The following is a 22294-nucleotide window of genomic DNA, read 5'->3' on the forward strand; positions in this document are numbered from 1 at the left end:
CGGCTTGTGTCAGCATCTGTTGACGGTTCCCGCAAGCGCAGCGGGATTTCCCATCAGTCTACCGGTAGCGCCGACCCGAATGGGGGTTTGCCGGTACCTGAGTCCGCATGTGCCGCCCTGAATGAGCGCCTGCCGACTCCCCATATTCGGGAAGGGGCTCCAAGAGGCTCACACGGGCATTGAGCGCTTCGGGCTGTCAACCTCCCGCTACGGTGAGGGACACCGCGGTCTTCCCGGGCGCTCTCGCAGGTCGGCGGGCGGGTCGACGGGCAGGCCTGAGCGGGGAGGGACGCCGGAAGGGCGGACGGCGGGCGGAGACAGGGCGGGGCGTGTCCCGCGTCAGGAAGGTTTCCCTTGTCGCGTCACAGCGGATCCGCTCACTCACTCGTACGAGTGAGAACGTACGGGCTGCTCCCGGCAAGCCGTACGGCCGGCCCGAAAAGCTGCTGTACGGCCGGTCCGTTGTACGGCTGGCCCGTGCAGCCGGTCCGTTCGGCCGGCTCCCGGGACCGTCAGCCGTAGGTGTCGCCCGGTCCCTTGCTGCCTGGCGCGCGCAGCCGACCGTACCGCTGCGGCGGGCCACTGGGCGCCAGCACCTTGATCATCCGTACGGTGCCATGGCCCAGATCCTCGTTCAGCCGGGCCACCAGCCTGGGCGCCAGCAGCCGCAACTGCGTCGCCCAGGCCGTCGAATCGCACTGGACCGTCAGGATCCGCTCGTCCTTGCCGTCGTCGTACCGCTGCGGTACACAGTGCTTCGCCACGTCCTCGCCGACGATCTGCGGCCAGCGGCCCATCACTCCGCCCACGGCGGCCGGTGTCTCCCAGCCGCGCTCCGTGATCAGCCGGTTGATCGCCGCGCCGAGCGGCAGTGGATCACGTCCGTCGGCCCCGGCGCCCGACCGCAGCCCGCCGCCCCATCTGGCCTGCTTCTTCTGCTGTACGGCGGCTCCGCGCGCCCGCGCCTGCTCCTTGGCCGCGCGCAGCGCGACCCGCGCCAGATCCACACCGGAGGACTCGGGCACCGACGGCGGCACCGCACCGGGCGGCGCGCCGGACGGCCCGGTGGGCAGCTCCGCGGGCGGCTCCGAGCCTCCGAGGCCGGTCATACGCGCTCCACCGCGCCCTCGGCCACCATGAAGCGGGCGCCTGCCAGCACTCCGGGGACGTCGTCGTCCACCGCCGCGGTCACCAGCACCTGCTCGCCCGGAACCACCAGTTCCGCGAGCCGCTCCCGCCGTCGCGCGTCCAGCTCGGCGAACACGTCGTCCAGCACCAGCACCGGTTCATTGCCCTCGGCGCGCAGCAGATCGTACGAGGCCAGCCGCAGCGCCAGCGCGTACGACCAGGACTCGCCATGGCTGGCGTATCCCTTCGCGGGCATACGGCCCAGATTCAGCACCAGATCGTCGCGGTGCGGACCGACCAGCGTCACACCGCGCTCGATCTCCTGCTTGCGCACTCCGGCCAGGGCGGCCAGAAGCTGTGCGTACAGCTCGTCGCGCGTATGCGCGGAGGCGGCGTCGTGCGTGTCCAGGCCGGCCGCGGAGGCGTCGAGAGCGACGGCGTCCAGGACGACGGCGTCCAGAGCGGAGGAACGGTACTCCAGCGCCACCGGACCGCCACCGGGCGCCAGTTGCTCGTACGCCTTGTCCGTGAGCGGCTGAAGAGTCGCGATCAGATCGACCCGCTGCGCCAGCAACTCCGCGCCCGCGCGCGCGAGATGCTGGTCCCATACGTCCAGCGTGGAGAGATCCATGCCACGCCCGCCGTGCCGCCGTGCCATCGCCGCGGATTTCAGCAGGGTGTTGCGCTGTCTGAGCACCCGGTCGTAGTCGGAGCGCACTCCCGCCATCCGGGGCGAGCGCGCCGTGATCAGTTCGTCAAGGAACCGGCGGCGCTCGCCGGGATCGCCCTTCACCAGCGCCAGATCCTCCGGCGCGAACAGCACGGACCGCACTATCCCCAGCACATCACGCGGTCTGACCTGCGAGGACCGATTGATACGGGCGCGGTTGGCCCGGCCGGGATTCAGTTCGAGCTCGATCAGCTGCGAACGCTCGCCCTGGGTGACCGAGGCCCTGATCACCGCGCGGTCCGCACCCATCCGTACCAGCGGCGCGTCGGACGACACCCGGTGGCTGCCGAGGCTGGCCAGATAGCCGATGGCCTCGACCAGATTGGTCTTTCCCTGACCGTTCGCCCCCACAAAAGAGGTCACGCCCGGATCGAGCGGGACCTCGACCCGGGCGTAGGAACGGAAGTCGGCCAGCGACAGATGCGTGACGTGCATGGGTGTGCGTCGGCCTCCCCCGGCTCGGTGCTCTGCTTCTCCGCTGCGGCTTCTTCTTCCGCTGCTTTTCTGCTATTTCTTCGATGCGCTCGACTCGACCGCATGGCCGCCGAACTGGTTGCGCAGCGCCGCGACCATCTTCATCTGCGGCGAGTCGTCCTGCCGGGAGGCGAACCGCGCGAACAGCGACGCGGTGATCGCGGGCAGCGGCACCGCGTGGTTGATCGCCGCCTCGACCGTCCACCGGCCCTCGCCGGAGTCCTCCGCGAAACCCCGCAGCCGGTCCAGATGCTCGTCCTCGTCCAGGGCGTTGACCGCCAGGTCCAGCAGCCAGGAACGGATGACCGTGCCCTCCTGCCAGGAGCGGAAGACCTCCCGGACATCGGTGACCGAGTCGACCTTCTCCAGCAGCTCCCAGCCCTCGGCGTAGGCCTGCATCATGGCGTACTCGATGCCGTTGTGGACCATCTTGGCGAAGTGGCCCGCGCCGACCTTGCCGGCGTGTACGGAGCCGAAGTCGCCCTCGGGCTTGAGCGCGTCGAGGATCGGCTGCACCTGTGCCACATGCTCCGGGGCACCGCCGTACATCAGCGCATAGCCGTTCTCCAGGCCCCAGACACCGCCGGAGACACCGCAGTCGACAAAGCCGATGCCCTTGATACCGAGCTCCACGGCGTGCTTCTCGTCGTCCGTCCAGCGGGAATTGCCGCCGTCGACCACGACATCGCCGTGGGACAGCAGCGCGGCCAGCTCATCGATGGTCGCCTGGGTCGCGGCACCGGCCGGCACCATCACCCAGATGGCCCGAGGGCCTTTGAGCTTGCTCACCAGCTCCTGAAGGCTGTGCACATCGGCAAGGTCAGGATTGCGGTCGTATCCGATGACGGTGTGGCCCGCGCGGCGGATGCGCTCGCGCATATTGCCGCCCATCTTGCCGAGACCGATGAGACCGAGCTCCATCAGGGATTCCTTAAGCGTTGAGGCGATTGCGTACCCGGATCCGAGCCTACGCCCGGATCCGGCCACTCACCTGTGGGGTCAGCCGCTCAGGCGTACCGGCATGATCAGGTACTTGTACGCGTCGTCCGCCTCCGCGTCGACGGCCGGCCGGCCGCTGAGCAGCGCCGGCTTGGTGGAGGTGGTGAACGCGAGCTGCGCCACCGGGGAGTCGATCGCGCTCAGACCGTCCAGCAGGAAGGTCGGGTTGAAGGCGATCGAGATGTCGTCGCCCTCGAGCTGCGCGTCGACGCGCTCCACAGCCTGTGCGTCGTCGCTGGAACCGGCCTCCAGGATCAGCACGCCCTGCTCGAAGCTGAGCCGCACCGGGGTGTTCCGCTCGGCGACCAGGGCCACACGCTTGACGGCCTCGACGAACGGAGCGGTCTCGATCACCGCGACCGAGTTGAACTCGGTGGGGAACAGCGTGCGGTACTTCGGCAGATCGCCTTCGAGCAGCCGGGTGGTGGTGCGCCGCCCGGCGCCCTCGAAACCGATCAGTCCCTCACCGGCACCGGACCCGGAGAGCGCCAGGGTGACGGTGTCGCCGTTGGTGAGCGCCTTGGCGGTGTCCAGCAGCGTCTTGGCGGGCACCAGGGCGACCGCGGAGATCTCCGGGGACTCCGGCTTCCAGAGGAACTCACGGACCGCGAAGCGGTAGCGGTCGGTCGAGGCCAGGGTGACCGTGTCGCCCTCGATCTCGATCCGTACGCCGGTGAGCACCGGCAACGTGTCGTCCCGGCCCGCGGCGATGGCGACCTGGGAGGCGGCCGAGGCGAAGACCTCACCGGGGACGGTGCCGGTGGCCGTCGGCATCTGCGGCAGCGCCGGGTACTCGTCCACAGGGAGCGTATGGAGCGTGAAGCGCGAGGAGCCGCAGACCACCGTCGCCCGTACACCGTCCGTGGAGATCTCCACGGGACGGTTGGGCAGGGCGCGGCAGATGTCGGCGAGGAGCCGGCCGGAGACGAGGACGGTGCCGTCCTCCTCGACCTCGGCGTCCACCGAGACCCGTGCCGAGACCTCGTAGTCGAAGCTGGAGAAGCTGAGGGCGCCGTCCTCGGCCCTCAGCAGAAGGCCCGCAAGTACGGGCGCCGGCGGACGGGCCGGGAGGCTGCGGGCCACCCAGGCCACCGCCTCCGCGAGTACATCGCGCTCCACCCGGATCTTCACCGGAACCGCCTCCTGCTGTTGCTGGCTCGCCCTGCTGGCCTTCGTCGTCGGCTGTGATGCCGGGGACCAGTCTGACGTACGGCACCGACACTCGGTGCGGCTGCGGGTCAAGTCGGTGCGAGAGGCGGCGGAGGCTCGGAGGCCGAGTTGTGCACAGGGCCCACTTCCAAGCGGATTCCCAGCTAACTCTAAGTGGGAGTAGTAGTAGGGCCTGTGGAAACCGTGGATAACGTCGTTTCCGCAGGTCAGACCCGCTTTTTTGTCCACCGGTCCTGTGGGCGCCACCCGTGGACAACTCGGTGGTTCTGTGGACACGCGAAAGTTCTGCACAACCGATGCACAGGACACAGGGAGTTCTCCCCAGTCCTGTCCCCAGCTTTACCCAGGTTCCCCACAGCCCAATCCGGCTTCCTGGTGTGACGCCTTTCACTCGACTCAGCGATCCCGGGTGTTTCGTTGCCGAACAGTGGACAGGGATGTGGACAGGCTGTGGGCAACGCGGGTCCGCCTGTGGGCCGCCGGTGGACAACCGAGGCCCGGCCCTGTGGAAGATTTTTTCGTCCACAGTCTGTGGAGCGCCGTCAGCCACAATTCCACAGGGGCCTGACCTGGCCCGATGGATCTGCGGCGGCTGTGCCTGTGGACACAGTCTGAACAACTTCTCGGTCCCCAGGCTGTGGACGGAAGATCGCTCCCAGATCTGTGGAGAAGGCCCTCGGGCCGACGCTGATTCGAACAGCCCAGGAGCGAGACCGACGTGCCGGCGAGGTCACCGAGAGGCCTGGGCGGGGTTTCGAGGCATGAAAAAGGGCGCCCGGGACCGTGTCGGACGGTGTCCCTGGCGCCCTTCGCCCGCAGGCTGCGCGTCGGCCGGGTCGGCCGTGTCAGCCGACACGGCTGTGTGTGCCGGGTGTGTCAGCCGTTCTTGATGCGGTTCGTGAGTTCGGTGACCTGGTTGTAGATGGACCGCCGCTCGGCCATCAGCGCCCGGATCTTCCGGTCCGCGTGCATCACGGTCGTATGGTCACGGCCGCCGAACTGCGCACCGATCTTGGGCAGCGAGAGATCGGTCAGCTCCCGGCAGAGATACATCGCGATCTGGCGGGCCGTCACCAGCACCCGGCTCCGCGAGGAGCCGCAGAGATCCTCCACCGTCAGACCGAAGTAGTCGGCGGTCGCCGCCATGATGGCGGCGGCGGTGATCTCCGGAGCCGAGTCCTCGCCGCCCGGGATCAGATCCTTGAGCACGATCTCGGTGAGCCCGAGATCCACCGGCTGCCGGTTGAGCGAGGCGAACGCGGTGACCCGGATGAGCGCGCCCTCCAGCTCGCGGATATTGCGCGAGATCCGGGAGGCGATGAACTCCAGTACCTCGGGCGGTGCGTTGAGCTGCTCCTGCACCGCCTTCTTACGGAGGATCGCGATACGCGTCTCCAGCTCGGGCGGCTGCACATCGGTCGTCAGCCCCCACTCGAAGCGGTTGCGCAGCCGGTCCTCAAGGGTGATCAGCTGCTTGGGCGGCCGGTCCGAGGACAGCACGATCTGCTTGTTGGCGTTGTGGAGCGTGTTGAAGGTGTGGAAGAACTCCTCCTGCGTCGACTCCTTGCTCGCCAGGAACTGGATGTCGTCGACGAGAAGGATGTCGACATCGCGGTAGCGCTTGCGGAAGGTGTCGCCCTTGCCGTCACGGATCGAGTTGATGAACTCGTTCGTGAACTCCTCCGAGCTGACGTATCTGACGCGTGTGCCCGGGTAGAGGCTGCGTGCGTAGTGCCCGATGGCATGGAGCAGATGGGTCTTGCCGAGCCCGGACTCCCCGTAGATGAAGAGCGGGTTGTACGCCTTCGCCGGCGCCTCGGCCACGGCGACCGCCGCCGCGTGCGCGAACCGGTTGGAGGCGCCGATCACAAAGGTGTCGAAGAGGTACTTGGGGTTGAGCCGGGCGTGCGGCTCGCCGGGGCCCGCCGGGGCGGGCTGGGCGCCGAGCGGTCCCGGCACTCCACCGCGTGGTCCGCCGTGCGGCCCTCCGCCGGGTCCGCCACCGGGCCCGCCACCGGGTCCTCCCGGCCCGCCGCCGTGGCGCGGTGACGGCGGCTCCTGGAGGTCGTGCCGGTCGTGACGGTCGGGACGCTGTTCGTACGGCGAGGGATCGAGCCCCTGAGGCTGCCGGTAGTCGTGCGGCTGCTGCGGGCGGACGGTGGCGTACGGATCGTGCTCCTGGTAGCCGCCGAGCCGGGGCTGCTGCCAGGACAGGTCCTCCTGCGTACGCGGCCAGGCACCGGGATCGGGGCGCTGCTGCTGGTAGTCCGGATAGGCCGGGCGTACCGATGGCATGCCGTCGTCCGATGGGCGGTGCCCGTAGCTGTCGTATGTATCGCTCTGCCGCTGCTCGTCGTGCGGCGGGCCCTGGTAGCGGTGCTGCTGAGGCACGGCCGGAGCAGGCGGTGTGGGCTCGGCCGCCGAGTCGTCGACGGTGATGGCGATCCGGATGGGCCGGCCGCACTCATGGCTCAGGGTCTCGCTGATGAGAGGAGCGAGCCGTCCCTCCAGGACGCGTTTTCCCCACTCGTTGGGGACGGCGAGCAGGGCGGTGTCGGCCACGAGGGCAAGAGGCTGGCAGCGCTCGATCCACTGCTTGTCCTTGGGCTCGACGCCCTGCTGGCCCTCCCTGAGGAGCTGCTCCAGCACTCGTGGCCACACTGCGGCAAGATCGGCAGGTACATCAGCCACAAGGCACGCTCTCTCGCAGGTCCCACGAATGTGTGGTTCTCGGGACGGGATGGGAAGACCGGCAGGAAACGAAGCCGGAGTTCAGCCACGGTAGTCACGGCGACCCACGCGGTTCAAGTTGTTGTCCACAGCCTGTGCACAATGGAGCCCGGCACAGAGCTGGTTTGACCGGATGGCGTAGCCGCGCGTACCGTGACCAGGTCGAGTTGTCGATGGCTGCTGCCGCCTGCCTCCGATGGGCAAAGATCACGATCTGTGGTTGTGAAGCGGTGCACTCGGGCGTAAACGCGAGCTACTCGTGGGCGCACGGTGACAGCCAGGCGATGTCCCGCCATCCCACACATCATCTCTGGAGCCCCCGAGTGAGCAAGCGCACCTTCCAGCCGAACAACCGTCGTCGCGCCAAGACCCACGGCTTCCGGCTGCGGATGCGTACCCGTGCCGGCCGCGCGATTCTCGCGAACCGCCGTGGCAAGGGTCGCGCCCGTCTGTCCGCCTGATCGCCGTCAGGTCATGACGTGCTGCCTACCGAGAATCGGCTGAGGCGGCGCGAGGAGTTCGCGGCCGCGGTTCGCCGAGGTCGCCGGGCCGGACGCCCGCTTCTTGTCGTCCATCTACGCAGCGGTGCAATGGACCCGCACGCGCCTGGGGAGAGCGCCTCCCCGACGCGTGCGGGTTTCGTCGTAAGCAAGGCCGTGGGCGGTGCCGTCGTACGTAACCAGGTGAAGCGCAGACTTCGTCATCTGATACGTGAACGACTGCCCGAGCTGCCCCCCGGTAGCCTGGTTGTCGTACGGGCGCTGCCCGGAGCGGGTGACGCCGATCATGCACAACTGGCCCGAGACCTGGATGCCGCTCTCCGGCGGCTGCTGGGAGGGGGCACGCGATGAAATACCCGCTGCTGGCTCTTATCAAGCTGTACCAGTGGACGATCAGCCCGCTGCTGGGGCCCGTCTGCCGGTACTACCCGTCGTGCTCGCACTACGGATATACGGCCATCGACCGGCATGGCGCGGTGAAGGGCACGGCGCTGACCGCTTGGCGCATCCTGCGGTGCAATCCGTGGTCGCCGGGCGGTGTGGACCATGTTCCACCGCGTAAACGCCCACGGTGGCACGAACTGCTGCGCAATGCGTGGCGCGGCAGTAAGGGCGGGCACTCCGCCGCTGGCGTGCCTTCCGGGGGACCGGCCCCCGAAACTCCCAGTCCAGCCGCAGAGACCTCGTCCAAAGCTCAAGGAGCCTGATTAGTGGACACGATTGCCAGTTTTTTCAGTTTTATCACCACACCTGTTTCATGGGTCATTGTCCAGTTCCACGCGCTGTACGGGACGATCTTCGGCCCTGATACGGGCTGGGCCTGGGGACTGTCCATCGTGTCCCTGGTGGTGCTGATCCGGATCTGTCTGATTCCGCTCTTTGTGAAGCAGATCAAGTCGACCCGGAATATGCAGGTGCTCCAGCCCAAGATGAAGGCGATCCAGGAGCGCTACAAAAACGACAAACAGCGTCAGTCCGAAGAGATGATGAAGCTGTACAAGGAGACGGGCACCAATCCGCTCTCCTCATGTCTTCCCATCCTGGCGCAGTCACCGTTCTTCTTCGCCCTGTACCACGTGCTCTCCAGCATCGCGAGCGGCAAGACGATCGGCGTCATCAACCAGTCGCTGCTGGACAGCGCGCGTCAGGCGCATATCTTCGGCGCCCCGCTGGCCGCCAAGTTCACCGACAGCAGTGACAAGGTCGCGTCCCTGAGCGCCTCGCTGACCGATGTACGTGTGGTCACCGCGATCATGATCGTTCTGATGTCGGCCTCGCAGTTCTACACCCAGCGCCAGCTGATGACCAAGAACGTCGACCTGACGGTCAAGACGCCGTACATGCAGCAGCAGAAGATGCTCATGTACATCTTCCCGCTGATCTTCGCCGTCACCGGTATCAACTTCCCGGTCGGTGTGCTCGTCTACTGGCTGACCACCAACGTGTGGACCATGGGCCAGCAGATGTATGTGATCAACCAGAACCCGACGCCGGGCAGCAAGGCGCAGGACCAGTACCTCCAGCGGCTGCTCAAGAGCATCACCTCCCACAGCGAGGTCCGGTCCCGTCGTAAGCGCAATATCGTCAAGGCGATCGTGGCCAAGGGGCCCGACCGCAACGACAACGAGCGCAAGTTTGTGACGGGCCTGGCCAAGGTGGGTCTGGCCGCCCAGGCCGACGGCACGGTGATCAGGAGTGAGACCGCCTCCGCCGAGGCCGAGTCCGGCGGTGCGGCGAGGCGGCAGCAGCCGAAGCGCCAGACCAAGGCGCAGCGGCAGGCCGCCGCCGCTGCCCATCCGGGTGCGGAGAAGCCGGCCGAGGACAAGGACTCCGAGGCCGCCGACGACATGGCGAAGACCTCGTTGCAGAAGAAGGACGAGCCGCAGGACACCAAGTCCAAGCCGACGGGCAAGCCCGCCGCCGGTTCCGCACGCCAAGCCAAGTCGGGGCAGCGTAAGGGCCCGCAGCGGCCCAAGCACCCGTCCAAGAAGTAAGAAGGAGTCCATCCGTGACGGAAGGCACCATCTCCGCCGCCGAGGGGGGCGACACCCTGACCCGCCTGGAGCAGGAAGGGGAGATCGCGGCCGACTACCTCGAAGGTCTGCTCGATATCGCTGATCTCGACGGCGACATCGATATGGACGTCGAGGCCGACCGGGCCGCGGTCTCGATCATCAGTGACTCGGGCGGCCGGGATCTGCAGAAGCTGGTGGGACGCGACGGTGAAGTGCTGGAGGCGCTTCAGGAACTGACACGGCTCGCGGTCCACCGGGAGACCGGGGACCGCAGCCGGCTGATGCTGGATATCGCGGGCTTCCGGGCCAAGAAGCGCACCGAGCTGGCCGAGCTGGGTGCCAAGGCCGCGGACGAGGTGAAGAGCACCGGTGAGCCGGTGAAGCTGAACCCCATGACACCCTTCGAGCGGAAGGTTGTGCATGACGCGGTCGCCGCCGCGGGTCTGCGCAGCGAGTCCGAGGGCGAGGAGCCCCAGCGCTTCGTCGTGGTGCTCCCGGCCTGACCGGTCCATCGCTTTCCGGCCCCGTCTGTTCCGCAGGCGGGGCCTATTTTTGCCAGCCTGATAGTCAGCCACCGCTCGGTGGTTCGGTATGGAAGGACGGTTCCCGTGACGGAAGCAGCAGAGCTTCCCCCTGCACCGGACGCGGCGCGTGCTGTCTTCGGTGAGTTCTTTCCCGAGGCTGTCCGCTACGCGGAGCTGCTGGCGGACGCGGGGGTCAAGCGCGGTCTGATCGGTCCACGCGAGGTACCACGGCTGTGGGAGCGGCATCTGCTGAACTGCGCGGTGCTCTCCGAGGTGGTGCCCGAGGGCGTGATGGTCTGCGACGTCGGTTCGGGGGCCGGGCTTCCCGGGATCCCGCTGGCGCTGGTACGGCCGGATCTGAAGATCACGCTGCTGGAGCCGCTGCTGCGGCGGACCAACTTTCTCCAGGAAGTGGTCGAGCTGCTGGGCCTGGACCATGTCACGGTGGTGCGTGGCCGCGCCGAGGAGGTCCTCGGCACACTCCAGCCGGTGCATGTGGTGACCGCGCGTGCGGTGGCTCCGCTGGACCGTCTGGCGGGCTGGGGCGTGCCGCTGCTGCGTCCGTACGGCGAGATGCTGGCACTCAAGGGCGACACGGCCGAGGAGGAGATCAAGGGGGCCCGCGCGGCGCTGAGCAAGCTCGGTGTCCTGGAGACCTCGGTGCTCCAGGTCGGAGAAGGTATCGTCGATCCGCTGGCCACCGTGGTGCGGGTCGAGGTCGGAGAGAGTCCCGGTGGAGTGAGGTTCGCCACGAAGCGGGCCAAGGCCGCGCGAGCGGGCCGTGCGCGGCGACGCCGCTGAGCCGTACCGACCTACGCCGCCTACCGGTGGTGCTCCATACAAGCTGCCCTGCCTATGCAGTGCGGAGTGTCGTGACGATCTAGACCTGCGGCGCGTGCATCGTGTTTCACGTGAAACGTCGCTCACTGCTACAAGGAATCATCGGCCGTGGCCGCGCGGCTTCCACACCACGCGGCCGAAAGCCCCTCGTAAGGGGCACGGGGTTGTCCACAGATGTGGATTCATCCACAGAACCACGGGCCTCGCTGGTTCACGACCCCGAAAGCATGGCAGGCTCTCTTCATTGCGAGTCTGAAGTCGAGGAGAGTGAATCCTTGCGGTCCGACGCCAACATCGCGGGACCGATGACCGATCCGGTCCCCGGTCCCCGCACCGAGTCGGTGGGGGAGGATGTTTCACGTGAAACACCACCCCCGATGGACGACACCCCCATTGGTCGCGCTGCCCAACTGGCGGTCGAGGCATTGGGCCGAGCCGGCGAGGGTCTGCCCCGTCCTGAGCAGACGCGTGTCATGGTCGTTGCCAATCAGAAGGGCGGTGTAGGGAAGACCACCACCACGGTCAACCTTGCCGCCTCGCTTGCGCTCCATGGCGCGCGCGTGCTGGTGATCGACCTCGATCCCCAGGGCAACGCCTCCACGGCGCTCGGTATCGACCATCATGCCGAAGTCCCCTCGATCTATGACGTCCTGGTGGAGAGCAAGCCACTCTCCGAGGTGGTCCAGCCCGTCCCGGACGTCGAAGGCCTCTTCTGTGCCCCCGCCACTATCGATCTCGCCGGTGCGGAGATTGAACTGGTGTCGCTGGTGGCACGGGAGAGCCGGCTTCAGCGGGCGATCGAGGCATATGAGCAGCCGTTGGATTACATCCTGATCGACTGCCCGCCCTCGCTCGGCCTGCTGACCGTCAATGCGATGGTCGCCGGCGCGGAGGTGCTGATCCCCATCCAGTGCGAGTACTACGCGCTGGAAGGGCTGGGGCAGCTCCTGCGGAATGTCGATCTGGTGCGGGGACATCTCAATCCCGCGCTGCATGTGTCGACGATCCTGCTCACCATGTATGACGGCCGGACTCGGCTCGCCTCGCAGGTGGCGGAAGAGGTACGGAGTCACTTCGGCAACGAGGTGCTGCGGACGAGCATCCCTCGGTCCGTACGTATCTCCGAGGCGCCGAGCTATGGCCAGACGGTGCTGACGTACGATCCAGGATCCAGTGGATCCCTGTCCTATCTCGAAGCCGCCCGCGAAATCGCACTCAGGGGGGTCGGGGTGCACTATGACGCCCAGCAGGCCCATGTGGGCAGCCAGAACAGTCAGCAGAGTATGTCGGAGGGGATCCAGTGAGCGAGCGACGTAGAGGATTGGGGCGTGGGCTCGGTGCGCTGATCCCTGCCGCTCCGCAGGAGAAGCAGGTGCCCGCTCCAGGAGTGGCCCCGGCGGCTCCCGGAGCGGCTCCGGTACTGACCGCGGACCGTGGCGTGGCCGCTGCGAAGGTGACCTCGCTGCCACAGGCTGCCATGGCACCGGACGCTGAGACAGTCACACACGAGTCGGAGGCGGTGCCTGAGCCGGCGGCGACCGCCGGGGCGCACTTCGCTGAGGTACCGATCGGCTCCATCACCCCGAATCCTCGTCAGCCGCGTGAGGTGTTCGACGAGGACGCCCTGGCCGAGCTGGTGACCTCCATCAAGGAGGTGGGGCTCCTCCAGCCCGTGGTCGTACGGCAGGTGGGCCCGGAGCGCTATGAGCTCATCATGGGTGAGCGGCGCTGGCGGGCCTGCCGGGAGGCCGGTCTGGAGCGTATTCCGGCGATCGTCCGTGCGACGGACGACGAGAAGCTGTTGCTCGACGCGCTGCTGGAGAATCTGCACCGCGCCCAGCTCAATCCGCTGGAAGAGGCCGCGGCGTACGACCAGTTGCTCAAGGACTTCAACTGCACGCATGACCAGCTCGCCGACCGGATCGGCCGCTCCCGTCCGCAGGTCTCCAATACGCTGCGGCTGCTCCGGCTCTCTCCCCCGGTACAACGCAGGGTCGCGGCCGGAGTGCTGTCGGCCGGTCATGCGCGGGCCCTTCTGTCGGTGGACGACTCCGAGGAGCAGGACCGGCTGGCGCATCGCATCGTGGCCGAAGGGCTCTCGGTGCGTGCGGTGGAGGAGATCGTGACTCTGATGGGCTCGCGTCCGCAGAGCACGCCCAAGGCAAAGGGACCGAGGGCCGGTGCCCGGCTGTCGCCGGCGCTGACCGATCTGGCGTCACGTCTCTCGGACCGCTTCGAGACCCGGGTGAAGGTCGACCTGGGCCAGAAGAAGGGAAAGATCGTTGTCGAGTTCGCCTCGATGGACGATCTGGAACGGATTCTCGGCACTCTCGCTCCCGGCGAGGGACGCGTCCTGGACAAGGGACTCTCCGGTGATACCGGGGAGGACGACGACGAGAGCTGAGGTTCTCGCGCTGCCATCGGGCGGGCTGTGTTCCATGCTTACCGGAACACAGCCCGCCCTTTGCTGTCCCTCGGTGTGCCAGGTAGCTCTGGGTGGATACGATGCGTTCTGGTATGGCGCATCCACCTTGATCACCTCAGAAGGAGAACGAGGGCCATGCGATCGGTGAGCCGCAGTCAACTGGTGTCAGCAGGACTGAGTCTTGGAGTGATCGGCGGCTTTGTCGGTGGCCTGCTTCGGGAACGGAGTGCGCTGACAACCGCCCGTGGCGCGGCAGGCGAAGGAAGTGGAGAACAGCCTTCATGGGGCGTCGGCTCGTACCGCTCACGCTGGACAACCTTCCGGATCTCCCCAAGCGCTGTCGTGCGTGTGTCTTCTGGGAGCTCGATCCGGTCAGTGGGGAAGCCGCGGTAGGAGCCGGCAGATCCGAGATGGAGAAGGAAGCCTGGATCTCGGCCGTCCTGCTGGAGTGGGGATCCTGCGGCCGTGTCGTCTATGTGGACGATCTGCCGGTGGGCTTTGTGCTCTACGCACCTCCGGCGTATGTGCCGCGCTCGACGGCCTTTCCGACGAGCCCTGTCTCTCCGGACGCGGCCCAGCTCATGACCGCCTGGATCAAGCCGGGTTATCAGGGACAGGGGCTCGGGCGGGTGATGGTGCAGACCGTGGCCAAGGATCTGCTGCGGCGGGAGTTCAAGGCGATCGAGGCGTTCGGTGATGCCCGTTGGAAGGAGCCTGCCTGTGTACTGCCCGCGGATCATCTGCTGGCGGTGGGCTTCAAGACCGTACGGCCCCATCCAAGGCATCCACGGCTGAGGCTGGAGCTGCGGACGACGCTCTCCTGGAAAGAGGATGTGGAGCTGGCGCTGGACCGGCTGCTGGGCGCCGTGAAGAAGGAACCGGCGCTCCGGCCGCTCTGAGCGCTCCGAAGCGGAACAGAAACGGGCCCGTTCCCCCGGCCGGGGGAACGGGCCCGTTTCACGTGAAACATTGGAGTCGGCTGTCGCTGGCGCCGGGCACCGACTACTCGCCGATGAAGCTCTCCAGGTCGCGCACCAGCGCGGCCTTGGGCTTGGCACCGACGATGGTCTTGGCGACCTCGCCGTTCTGGTAGACGTTCAGCGTCGGGATGGACATGACGCCGTACTTGGCTGCGGTGGCCGGGTTCTCGTCGATGTTCAGCTTGACGATCTCGATCTTGTCACCGTGCTCGGCCGCGATGGCTTCGAGCGACGGGGCGATCTGGCGGCAAGGTCCGCACCAGGCGGCCCAGAAGTCCACCAGTACGGGCTTGTCGCTCTTGAGGACATCCTGCTCGAACGACTCGTCGGTCACATGCTTCAGGTCGCCGGCCACGGCGGCCTCCTTAGGTTTATGAGGTGTGGGTCGGTACAGAAGTTCAGACGGTGGCGGTCTTCTCCGGCTCGGCGTGCTCGCTGTCGCTCAGCGCGGCGAGGAAGCGCTCTGCGTCGAGAGCCGCGGAGCAGCCGGTGCCCGCGGCGGTGATCGCCTGGCGGTAGGTGTGGTCCACGACATCACCGGCACCGAAGACACCGGACAGGTTGGTCCGTGTCGACGGAGCGTCGACGGTGAGGTAGCCCTCGCTGTCCAGATCGAGCTGGCCCTTGAACAGCTCGGTCCGCGGGTCATGGCCCACCGCGATGAACAGACCGGTCACCGGGAGCGCCGAGAGCTCACCGGTCTTGGTGTTGCGGAGGGTCAGCCCGGAGAGCTTCTGATCGCCGTGGATCTCCGCGACCTCGCTGTCCCAGGCGAACTTGATCTTCGGGTCGGAGAAGGCGCGGTCCTGCATGGCCTTGGAGGCACGCAGCGTGTTGCGGCGGTGGACGATCGTGACGGACTTGGCGAAGCGCGAAAGGAAGGTGGCTTCCTCCATCGCGGTGTCGCCACCGCCCACCACGGCGATGTCCTGTTCCTTGAAGAAGAAGCCGTCACAGGTGGCACACCAGGAGACACCGCGACCGGAGAGAGTGTCCTCGTTGGCCAGGCCGAGCTTGCGGTGCTGGGAGCCGGTCGTGACGATCACGGTCTTCGCCCGGTGTACCGTGCCCGCCGTGTCGGTGACCGTCTTGATGTCACCGGCGAGGTCGACGGAGATGACATCGTCCGGGACGAGCTCGGCGCCGAAGCGCTCCGCCTGTGCCCGCATGTTGTCCATCAGGTCCGGGCCCATGATGCCGTCGCGGAACCCCGGGAAGTTCTCCACATCGGTGGTGTTCATCAGCGCACCACCGGCGGTGACGGCGCCCTCGAAGACCAGCGGCTTCAGCGATGCACGCGCGGTGTACAGCGCGGCCGTATAGCCGGCGGGCCCGGAGCCGATAATGATCACATTACGGACGTCGCTCACGGGATTCTTCCTCGTCTCTGCAGACTGCCTACTGGGGCCGGATCAACGACTATCACCCCATCCAACGGATCCTACGGGTCCCGCATTCCCGAGGCTCCCCGTGGCACCGCGGGTGTCGTCAGCGGCGCGGGTAGGCGTGTGTCAGCAGGACTTTGCCCTTGGCCGAGGAACGGTTGTCCACACAGGTGGCATCGACCACATACGCCTGGATCTGGCTGCTGTCGGTGGAGTGGGAGAGGACGACGAGATAGGCACGGCTGCCCTGATACATGCCCTGCTGGGCAGCGAGGACGGGCTCGGTACGGCCGATGCCCTGCTCGATACAGGGAGGCACCTCGGGCGTGGGCCGGAGCAGAGGTGCGTTCGAGCCGCTCCGCTCACGCGGAGGGACATCCTGTTCGGTGCCCGGCTCCTTGGTTTCCGGGTCCGCTGCCGGGCCGGAGGCCAGCAGCGCGTCCACGCTGCTCTGGAGCCGGTCCTCGGTGAACTCTTCACCGTCGCTCTTCGTGGAGCTGAGTGCCGAGCCGGTCTGAGCGTCGATGTCGGCGGTGCTCGAATTGAGCGACTGAAGCAGCAGAACACTCACACCCACGGCGGCTGTGCCGAAGACAGCCCCCAGAACGACGGTACGGCGGCGACGTCGGCTCTGAGCGGTGCGACCGGGGCCCGTGGCCGCCCTCGGCCGGCCGGCCGGGCGGCCGGCCCGTACGGCCTCGGCCGACGAGGCGTCCACCGACGACACGTCCGGGGTCGAGGCCTCTGCCGATACGGAGGCGTCTGACTCGGCGGGCGCCTCGGAAGGGCGCGATGTTTCACGTGAAACATGCGCGGTCTCGTCGGGCGCGGTCGCGTTCAGGAGCGCCTCTGCCGCCAGTGCGGCATCGATGCGCTCAGCGACATCGGTCGGCATCCGTGGCGGTCCGGGCAGGGTGCCGAGCAGTCCCCTGATCTCTTCAAGTGAGTCATGAACATCGGCACAGAGCGCGCAGCCGTCGAGATGGTCCCTTATATCGGCGGCACGGGACGGCGGGAGCAGGCCTTCCGCCAGGTCGGAGATCTCCGAGACATCCGGGTGCTGAGCCATGTCGGTCGTCGATGTCATGCGCGCCCACCTCCGCCCTTCACTCCAGCGGGATCACTTGGCCCTGAATCCCTTGGTGCTGATGCCGGTGGGACGGATGCCCCTGGCGTCCGGTTCCTTCCCCTGCCGAGATCGCTGTTACCCCCGGTGTCTGCTCGTAGATGAGTGAGCATGGGGAGCAGTCTGGCCCGGCCACGGGCGCAGCGGCTTTTCACCGTTCCGGTGGGGACACCCAGGATCGCGGCGGCCTCCGCCACCGGGTAGCCCTGCATATCGACCAGCACCAGAGCCGCCTGCTGGTCGACGGGGAGTTTGGCCAGGGCCGCCAGCAGCTCACGGTGGAGGTCCTGGCGCTCGGCAGGGGCCTCCGCCGACTCATGCGGCTCCAGGAGCTGCTCCAGCCGCTCGGTGTCGTCCACAGGAGAGGTCTTGCGGGAGGCGGCCTTGCGGGCCCGGTCGAGACAGGCATTCACGGTGATCCGGTGCAGCCAGGTGGTCACCGCGGACTGACCACGGAAGGTATGGGCCGCCCGGAAGGCGGAGACCAGAGCGTCCTGCACCGCGTCCGCCGCTTCCTCTCGGTCGCCGAGAGTCCTTACAGCGACGGCCCAGAGCCGGTCGCGGTGGCGCCGTACCAGTTCACCGAAGGCATGAGGGTCGCCTGCGACATGAGCGCTCAGCAGGTCCTGGTCACTTGTATCGCCGAGTGCTTCCAATGGATCAAAGGCCACAATCCCCTTGCACCCCCACACCTTACTCAAATGGTTGCTACATCTGGGTACCCAAACCGATACCCATGATGCCTATCACATTCTGGTGGTTGACTGCTCATAGCTGATACTTTTGTCTCCCTCTGAGTGCTTTGAAACCCCGACGCCTTCTTCAGTACGGAGGACGCCCAAGCCGAGGGCGAGCTGGTCGCTGCCGATCTCACCAAGGTCAATCGGGCGTTGAGCGCGACTGCGACGGGGCTAGCCAGCTGCACTGGCACGTTCAGCGGCCTTGAGCGTGTCTCTTTGATGGGCTGATCAGTTGATCAAATGTGTCTGTCCGGTTAGTGATTACTGATGTGATGTGGGACCGGATCGAGCCGCTGACGCCGGCTGATCCGGTCCGTGGCCGACGGTGGGCCGACCGCCGCCGAACCCTTGAGACCATCGCGTGGAAGTACCGCACCTGCTCGCCTTGGCGGGACCTGCCGGACGAGCTCGGCTCGTCCCAGACCGCTCACAAAAGGCTGATCAGATGGGCCGTGGACGGCACCTGGGACAGGATCCTCACCGCGGTTCTGGCAGCGGCCGATGACACTGAAGACATCGGCTGGACCGTGTTGGTGGACTCAACTGTCTGCCGGGTCCACCAACACGCCGCCGGAGCGAGGAAAAGGGGGCGCCAGGTCGGGCCGAAACCCGACAATCACGGGCTCGGACGCTCCCGCGGCGGCCTGAGCACGAAGATCCGCTTCGTCAGCGACAGCCAAGCACGACCTTTGACCCTCCGCGTGACTGCGGGCCAGGCCGGCGACGCGCCGGCCGTCGAGGCCGTTATGGCAGGTATACGTGTTCCGCGAAGCGGGCCGGGAAGACCAAGGACTCGACCGGATGCCGTCCTGGCGGATCGCGCCTACTCGTCCCGCGCGATCCGCAGGCATCTCCGTCAACGAGGGATCCGTGCCGTCATCCCCCAGCCGTCCGACCAGGCCGGCCACCGTCTGCGGCGAGGCCGCGCCGACGGCCGCCCGCCGGCTTTCGACGCCGAGGCATCCAAGCAGCGCAACGCGGTCGAACGATGCATCAACCGGCTCAAGCAGTGGCGCGGTCTGGCCATGAGAACGGACAAGCTCGCTATCGCCTATCAGGTCGCTCTCCACCTTGCCGCCATCCTCATCTGGGCACGCCGGTGGCCTGAAAGGTGGACTCATCGAGACCTCGAATGCCCCCACCCGATACCGCTGCCGGTGAGCGAAGATGACCCTATGGACGACCTTGTGAAGTTCCTTCGGGACCGCAACATGGCGGACAACCACGCCTATGCCGAGGTGGCCCACCGCTTCGGCGGCGACGCCCTCCTCGACAGCCACCTGCCGATGCTCGACCTAGTCGACATGCTGGCCAGGGAGTACGAGGCAATGGATCCGGCGGATGCACGCCACGCAGGTCTCGCGTACGCACTCAACGTGCTGGCGCAGTCGTACACCGAGCACCCCGACTACCGCCAGGAATGGCGTCGGTAGGGCCCATCAAAGAGACACGGCCTAGGCCGTGTCGTTTGGATCATCGGGCTGACCACAAGAAGATGCCCGCGATGTGGAGTCCGGCCAGGTAGATCGTTGCGGTCTTCTCGTAGCGGGTGGCAATGCCGCGCCACTGCTTCAGGCGGTTAATGCATCGCTCGACAGTGTTGCGCTGTTTGTGTGCCTCGCGGTCGAAGGCCGGGGCTCTGCCACCTCGGCTGCCGCGCCGCAGCCGGTGGCCCCGCTGGTCCGCCGGGATGGGGATCACCGCCCGGATGCCACGCGTGCGCAGGTGCTCGCGGATGGCGCGAGACGAGTACGCCTTGTCAGCCAGAACCACGTCCGGCCTGGTCCGGGGACGCCCACGCGAGCGAGGGATACGAATCTGGGCCATCACGTCCGGGAAAGCAGGCGCGTCGCCGGCCTGCCCTGCGGTGAGAACGAAGGCCAGGGGTCGGCAGTAGGCGTCGGACGCGAGAGGGATCTTTGTGGTCAGCCCTCCGCGGGACCTGCTGATGGCATGGTCGTGCGGCTCGCCGGCCGGGGCCCCTTCTTGCGGGCTCCGGCCGCGTGCTGGTGAGCCCGCACGATCGTCGAGTCCACCGAGACAGCCCAGTTCAGGTCCTCGTCGGCGTCGGCCTGGGCCAGCAGCGCGGTGAACACCCGCTCCCAAGTTCCGTCCACGGCCCACATCCGCAGCCGGTTGTACACACCCCGCCAATTGCCGTACTTCTTCGGCAGACGGACCCACTGCGATCCGGTCTGGAACTTGAAAGCGATCGCGTCGATCACTTGTCGATGGTCACGCCACCGGCCACCCCGCTTCGGCGACCGATCCGGAAGCAACGGCTCGATCCGGCGCCCACTGCGCGTCAGTTAATGGCGCACCCAGACCAACGATCAGATGATCCGAACGAAACGGCCTAGCTGGTGACATCGCTTCTTCGGCACCTTCTGGTGGTCACGATCCAGGGCCAGGCTGGTTCCGGCGAGGCATCCGTCGGTCACGTGCGGCCGGTACTGGAGCTTCTTGAGCTGATGCTTGACCGTACGGGGGGACCTCGGCGAGGTTACCGATGTCACGCTTGACCAGCGACCAGACGCCTTCGGTCGGGTTGAGGTTGGGTGGTAGGTGGGCAGCTGGAAGGCGCTGGGTCAGTCGGGCGTTCGCAGCGATGAAGTCGCGCAACAGGCGGGCCGGGTGTAGCCGGACATGCTCCTGACCAGCCTGATCGGGCCACCGAGCTGGATGCCGACGCGGACAACCAGGTTGCGTAAGTCGGTCGCACGACCGGCGTGCAACACCGGCGGTCCCAGGTCCTGGCACGCGGCGGAGTTAGGGACTGCCCGAGCCTCGTCCTCGAAGACGATCCAGGCCTCTCGCTCCGTCGCGATGCTTTTACCCGTGGCCAGGTCTCCTTTGGGCATGAATTCTGCAGGGGGAGTTCAAAACAGTGAAGAGATAATTACAGGGTCGATCTGCATTTGCGGCGACTAGTGGTCATCTTCTTTCTCTGATGACCCGGCGAGAGTTGGCGATCTGCTTTTCTTGGAATGAACGTAGCACGTCAAGTTTCTCTTTGTTGCGCCGAATCAGGCCACTCTGGATTTTACGTTCAACATCGCTCCATATTTGGATGAGGTTCGTTTCGCGCTTGCATGCAATATCCGTCAGGGCCGTCTTTATTTCTGATTTGGTGGGCTCTCCTTTGTAGTGTTTGGGGTCCCCAACGGAATCCAAGGGTGACGCATACTCATAACCCTGGTGACTCATGCACTCAGACCAGGCTTTAAATACCCTTCTGACCGCGGAATGTCTGAGTGAGTCCGAGAAGCTGGATGAATTTATCATACGCGCGACTGAAATTGAGCTATTAGGTAGCTCACCCTTGTTTATTTCGGCTTCCGCTTTCCCGTAACAACCCCCAGGGGGAAGGTTGTATTTGGCGAGTTCACTGGTAGCCGGATTTCCCGCGTCATCGGTTCCGAATAGCACTGATCTCTGGATCTGAGTGAGCTTCTTAGGATATTCTGGGACCTCTTTGGTTTTAGGGGGATGATAGCCGCGCAAATTTGCCAATTTCTTCCCTGATATCCCGTATCTCCTGGACGGTTCAGTGATCGAATCCTTGGGGCTTACGGGGTCCGGAACAGAGTAATTCATATGACGTTCCTGCATGCAGCGATTTACTAGCTTCGTTTTGCCCTTTTCAATGATATAGACATCTCCAGCTTTAAGGCTAAATCCTTCGATAGGAAGCACGGTCGCGGTCGCTTCCAGCTTTGACACGTGTCTCGGTCTTATTTCACCTGTGCCGGTTTCCTTAGCGTTCGCGCACGATGAACAGAGTATGATAATGGTGGAAATGGAGATGATGTGAAGTGTGATTCGGTAAGGGTTATGCATGGTTATATGTGATTCCTGAGAGTCTTGGCAGTCACCGTCGTAGGTACGACTGCCAAGACGGTAACCACTTTAACAGGTAAGAGTCAGTGAAGGTTCAAGAGGCTGTTTCTTGATAACTCTTGAAATGCTAACTGGTCCAGACTGCGCATCCTTCAGCAACTGAACTCGACCGAAATCGCACCGATGCGTTTTCGTTGTACGTATTCAGCAACTGGGGGATTCCGCCAAACTCGCTATTGCCGGCAATTATCTTGTCGCATGCGCCCGAAAATCCACTGTGGAAGTAAACTGTCACGTTGCAGCCTGCGCAATAGTTCCTGGCCTTGACGGATGCGGCGTTATTTTTGAGAGAGACACCTTGGCCGTTTCCTGAACTCAGAAAAGTGTAGGGGGCCAAATCTGATATTCCTTCTCCGTTGGAAGACGTAGAGTGAATTGTTGTCCGAGACCCTCCGTATCCACTGTTGTAATAAAACACCAAGCACTGCGCTTCACACTGGGTGTTAGTATCTGTATTCACGTATATATTAGCTGATGCGGGAGATGCAACTCCCAGGGTTGCCGCAATGGTAATAAGCGAAAGCCCCGCAAATGTTGCGATTCTTCGGATTGCCCGCACTGAAGCTCCTTTGTGGTAGTTGAATCAATTTTCATTACTGTACTCTTTCGGGTTGGGTGTTCGCAAGGG

General features: G+C 65.7%; 19 protein-coding genes and 2 pseudogenes. 10 read left to right on the forward strand and 11 right to left on the reverse strand.

What is annotated here, in order from left to right:
• Positions 1–512 precede the first annotated feature (512 nt).
• The 5 genes from ACFV6H_RS22785 to dnaA form a co-directional block, all read right to left on the reverse strand.
• Positions 513–1109, reverse strand: coding sequence for a DUF721 domain-containing protein (locus ACFV6H_RS22785; protein ID WP_385544986.1), 597 nt, complete (start codon positions 1107–1109; stop codon positions 513–515).
• Complete coding sequence (gene recF / locus ACFV6H_RS22790; protein ID WP_385544989.1) at positions 1106–2293, reverse strand: DNA replication/repair protein RecF; 1188 nt, start codon at positions 2291–2293, stop codon at positions 1106–1108. Before recF ends, ACFV6H_RS22785 begins: the two co-directional genes overlap by 4 nt.
• A 72-nt stretch (positions 2294–2365) precedes the next feature.
• Entirely contained in the window at positions 2366–3253 is an 888-nt protein-coding gene (gene gnd, locus ACFV6H_RS22795) for a phosphogluconate dehydrogenase (NAD(+)-dependent, decarboxylating) (RefSeq protein ID WP_384784511.1), read from the reverse strand.
• Between the two features lie 78 nt (positions 3254–3331).
• Positions 3332–4462 carry a DNA polymerase III subunit beta gene (dnaN, locus tag ACFV6H_RS22800; protein WP_093601560.1) on the reverse strand — a complete coding sequence of 377 codons (1131 nt, stop codon included), beginning with the start codon at positions 4460–4462 and terminating at the stop codon, positions 3332–3334.
• Between the two features lie 915 nt (positions 4463–5377).
• Positions 5378–7192 (reverse strand): chromosomal replication initiator protein DnaA, encoded by a 1815-nt coding sequence (gene dnaA, locus ACFV6H_RS22805; protein ID WP_385544994.1) that lies wholly within the window; start codon positions 7190–7192, stop codon positions 5378–5380.
• 362 nt (positions 7193–7554) lie between these two features.
• Here dnaA and rpmH point away from each other — a divergent pair, with 362 nt between their 5' ends.
• The 9 genes from rpmH to ACFV6H_RS22850 all read left to right on the forward strand — a co-directional run bounded on the left by rpmH (position 7555) and on the right by ACFV6H_RS22850 (position 14434).
• Positions 7555–7692: a 50S ribosomal protein L34 gene (rpmH, locus tag ACFV6H_RS22810; RefSeq protein WP_093594288.1), complete on the forward strand. Its 138-nt coding sequence runs from the start codon at positions 7555–7557 to the stop codon at positions 7690–7692.
• 18 nt (positions 7693–7710) lie between these two features.
• Positions 7711–8082 (forward strand): ribonuclease P protein component, encoded by a 372-nt coding sequence (gene rnpA, locus ACFV6H_RS22815; RefSeq protein ID WP_079125033.1) that lies wholly within the window; start codon positions 7711–7713, stop codon positions 8080–8082.
• Positions 8079–8438: a membrane protein insertion efficiency factor YidD gene (gene yidD, locus ACFV6H_RS22820; protein WP_093594285.1), complete on the forward strand. Its 360-nt coding sequence runs from the start codon at positions 8079–8081 to the stop codon at positions 8436–8438. The genes rnpA and yidD overlap by 4 nt, the downstream gene beginning before the upstream one ends.
• 3 nt (positions 8439–8441) lie before the next feature.
• Positions 8442–9725 (forward strand): membrane protein insertase YidC, encoded by a 1284-nt coding sequence (gene yidC, locus ACFV6H_RS22825; RefSeq protein WP_385544999.1) that lies wholly within the window; start codon positions 8442–8444, stop codon positions 9723–9725.
• A 14-nt stretch (positions 9726–9739) separates the two neighbouring features.
• Positions 9740–10249 (forward strand): R3H domain-containing nucleic acid-binding protein, encoded by a 510-nt coding sequence (locus ACFV6H_RS22830; protein ID WP_093594279.1) that lies wholly within the window; start codon positions 9740–9742, stop codon positions 10247–10249.
• Positions 10250–10354: 105 nt separating this feature from the next.
• A complete protein-coding gene (rsmG, locus tag ACFV6H_RS22835) occupies positions 10355–11071 on the forward strand; it encodes a 16S rRNA (guanine(527)-N(7))-methyltransferase RsmG (protein ID WP_093594276.1) in 717 nt (238 codons plus the stop codon).
• A 266-nt stretch (positions 11072–11337) separates the two neighbouring features.
• A complete protein-coding gene (locus tag ACFV6H_RS22840; RefSeq protein WP_093594273.1) occupies positions 11338–12414 on the forward strand; it encodes an AAA family ATPase in 1077 nt (358 codons plus the stop codon).
• A complete protein-coding gene (locus ACFV6H_RS22845; protein WP_384987890.1) occupies positions 12411–13514 on the forward strand; it encodes a ParB/RepB/Spo0J family partition protein in 1104 nt (367 codons plus the stop codon). The genes ACFV6H_RS22840 and ACFV6H_RS22845 overlap by 4 nt, the downstream gene beginning before the upstream one ends.
• Before the next feature lie 302 nt (positions 13515–13816).
• Positions 13817–14434, forward strand: coding sequence for a GNAT family N-acetyltransferase (locus ACFV6H_RS22850; protein WP_384987888.1), 618 nt, complete (start codon positions 13817–13819; stop codon positions 14432–14434).
• A 103-nt stretch (positions 14435–14537) separates the two neighbouring features.
• Here the strand turns inward: ACFV6H_RS22850 and trxA are convergent, their stop codons facing one another.
• From trxA to sigM, 4 genes are all read right to left on the reverse strand, one after another.
• Positions 14538–14870, reverse strand: a complete 333-nt coding sequence (gene trxA / locus ACFV6H_RS22855; protein ID WP_217307651.1) for a thioredoxin — start codon at positions 14868–14870, stop codon at positions 14538–14540.
• Positions 14871–14913: 43 nt separating this feature from the next.
• Positions 14914–15885, reverse strand: a complete 972-nt coding sequence (trxB, locus tag ACFV6H_RS22860) for a thioredoxin-disulfide reductase (protein ID WP_385545007.1) — start codon at positions 15883–15885, stop codon at positions 14914–14916.
• A 118-nt stretch (positions 15886–16003) separates the two neighbouring features.
• Positions 16004–16987, reverse strand: coding sequence for an anti-sigma factor family protein (locus tag ACFV6H_RS22865; protein WP_385545010.1), 984 nt, complete (start codon positions 16985–16987; stop codon positions 16004–16006).
• Positions 16984–17697, reverse strand: a complete 714-nt coding sequence (sigM, locus tag ACFV6H_RS22870; protein ID WP_385545013.1) for an RNA polymerase sigma factor SigM — start codon at positions 17695–17697, stop codon at positions 16984–16986. The genes ACFV6H_RS22865 and sigM overlap by 4 nt, the downstream gene beginning before the upstream one ends.
• A 311-nt stretch (positions 17698–18008) precedes the next feature.
• Here sigM and ACFV6H_RS22875 point away from each other — a divergent pair.
• Positions 18009–18863 (forward strand): annotated as a pseudogene (locus ACFV6H_RS22875) (IS5 family transposase); the annotation flags it as partial.
• 376 nt (positions 18864–19239) lie between these two features.
• Here the strand turns inward: ACFV6H_RS22875 and ACFV6H_RS22880 are convergent.
• Together ACFV6H_RS22880 and ACFV6H_RS22885 are read right to left on the reverse strand one after the other, a co-directional pair.
• Positions 19240–20136, reverse strand: a pseudogene (locus ACFV6H_RS22880) (IS5 family transposase).
• Between the two features lie 564 nt (positions 20137–20700).
• Positions 20701–21489 (reverse strand): hypothetical protein, encoded by a 789-nt coding sequence (locus tag ACFV6H_RS22885; RefSeq protein WP_385545016.1) that lies wholly within the window; start codon positions 21487–21489, stop codon positions 20701–20703.
• Between the last annotated feature and the right edge of the window lie 805 nt (positions 21490–22294).

This window comes from Streptomyces sp. NPDC059743 (assembly GCF_042732975.1).
Classification (GTDB): domain Bacteria; phylum Actinomycetota; class Actinomycetes; order Streptomycetales; family Streptomycetaceae; genus Streptomyces.

Bases quoted from the DNA above. Each gene is read 5' to 3' on its own strand.
- ACFV6H_RS22785 (WP_385544986.1), bottom strand. From the start codon at position 1,109: ATGACCGGCCTCGGAGGCTCGGAGCCGCCCGCGGAGCTGCCCACCGGG.
- recF (WP_385544989.1), bottom strand. From the start codon at position 2,293: ATGCACGTCACGCATCTGTCGCTGGCCGACTTCCGTTCCTACGCCCGG.
- gnd (WP_384784511.1), bottom strand. From the start codon at position 3,253: ATGGAGCTCGGTCTCATCGGTCTCGGCAAGATGGGCGGCAATATGCGC.
- yidD (WP_093594285.1), top strand. From the start codon at position 8,079: ATGAAATACCCGCTGCTGGCTCTTATCAAGCTGTACCAGTGGACGATC.
- ACFV6H_RS22840 (WP_093594273.1), top strand. From the start codon at position 11,338: ATGGCAGGCTCTCTTCATTGCGAGTCTGAAGTCGAGGAGAGTGAATCC.
- ACFV6H_RS22850 (WP_384987888.1), top strand. From the start codon at position 13,817: ATGGGGCGTCGGCTCGTACCGCTCACGCTGGACAACCTTCCGGATCTC.
- ACFV6H_RS22865 (WP_385545010.1), bottom strand. From the start codon at position 16,987: ATGACATCGACGACCGACATGGCTCAGCACCCGGATGTCTCGGAGATC.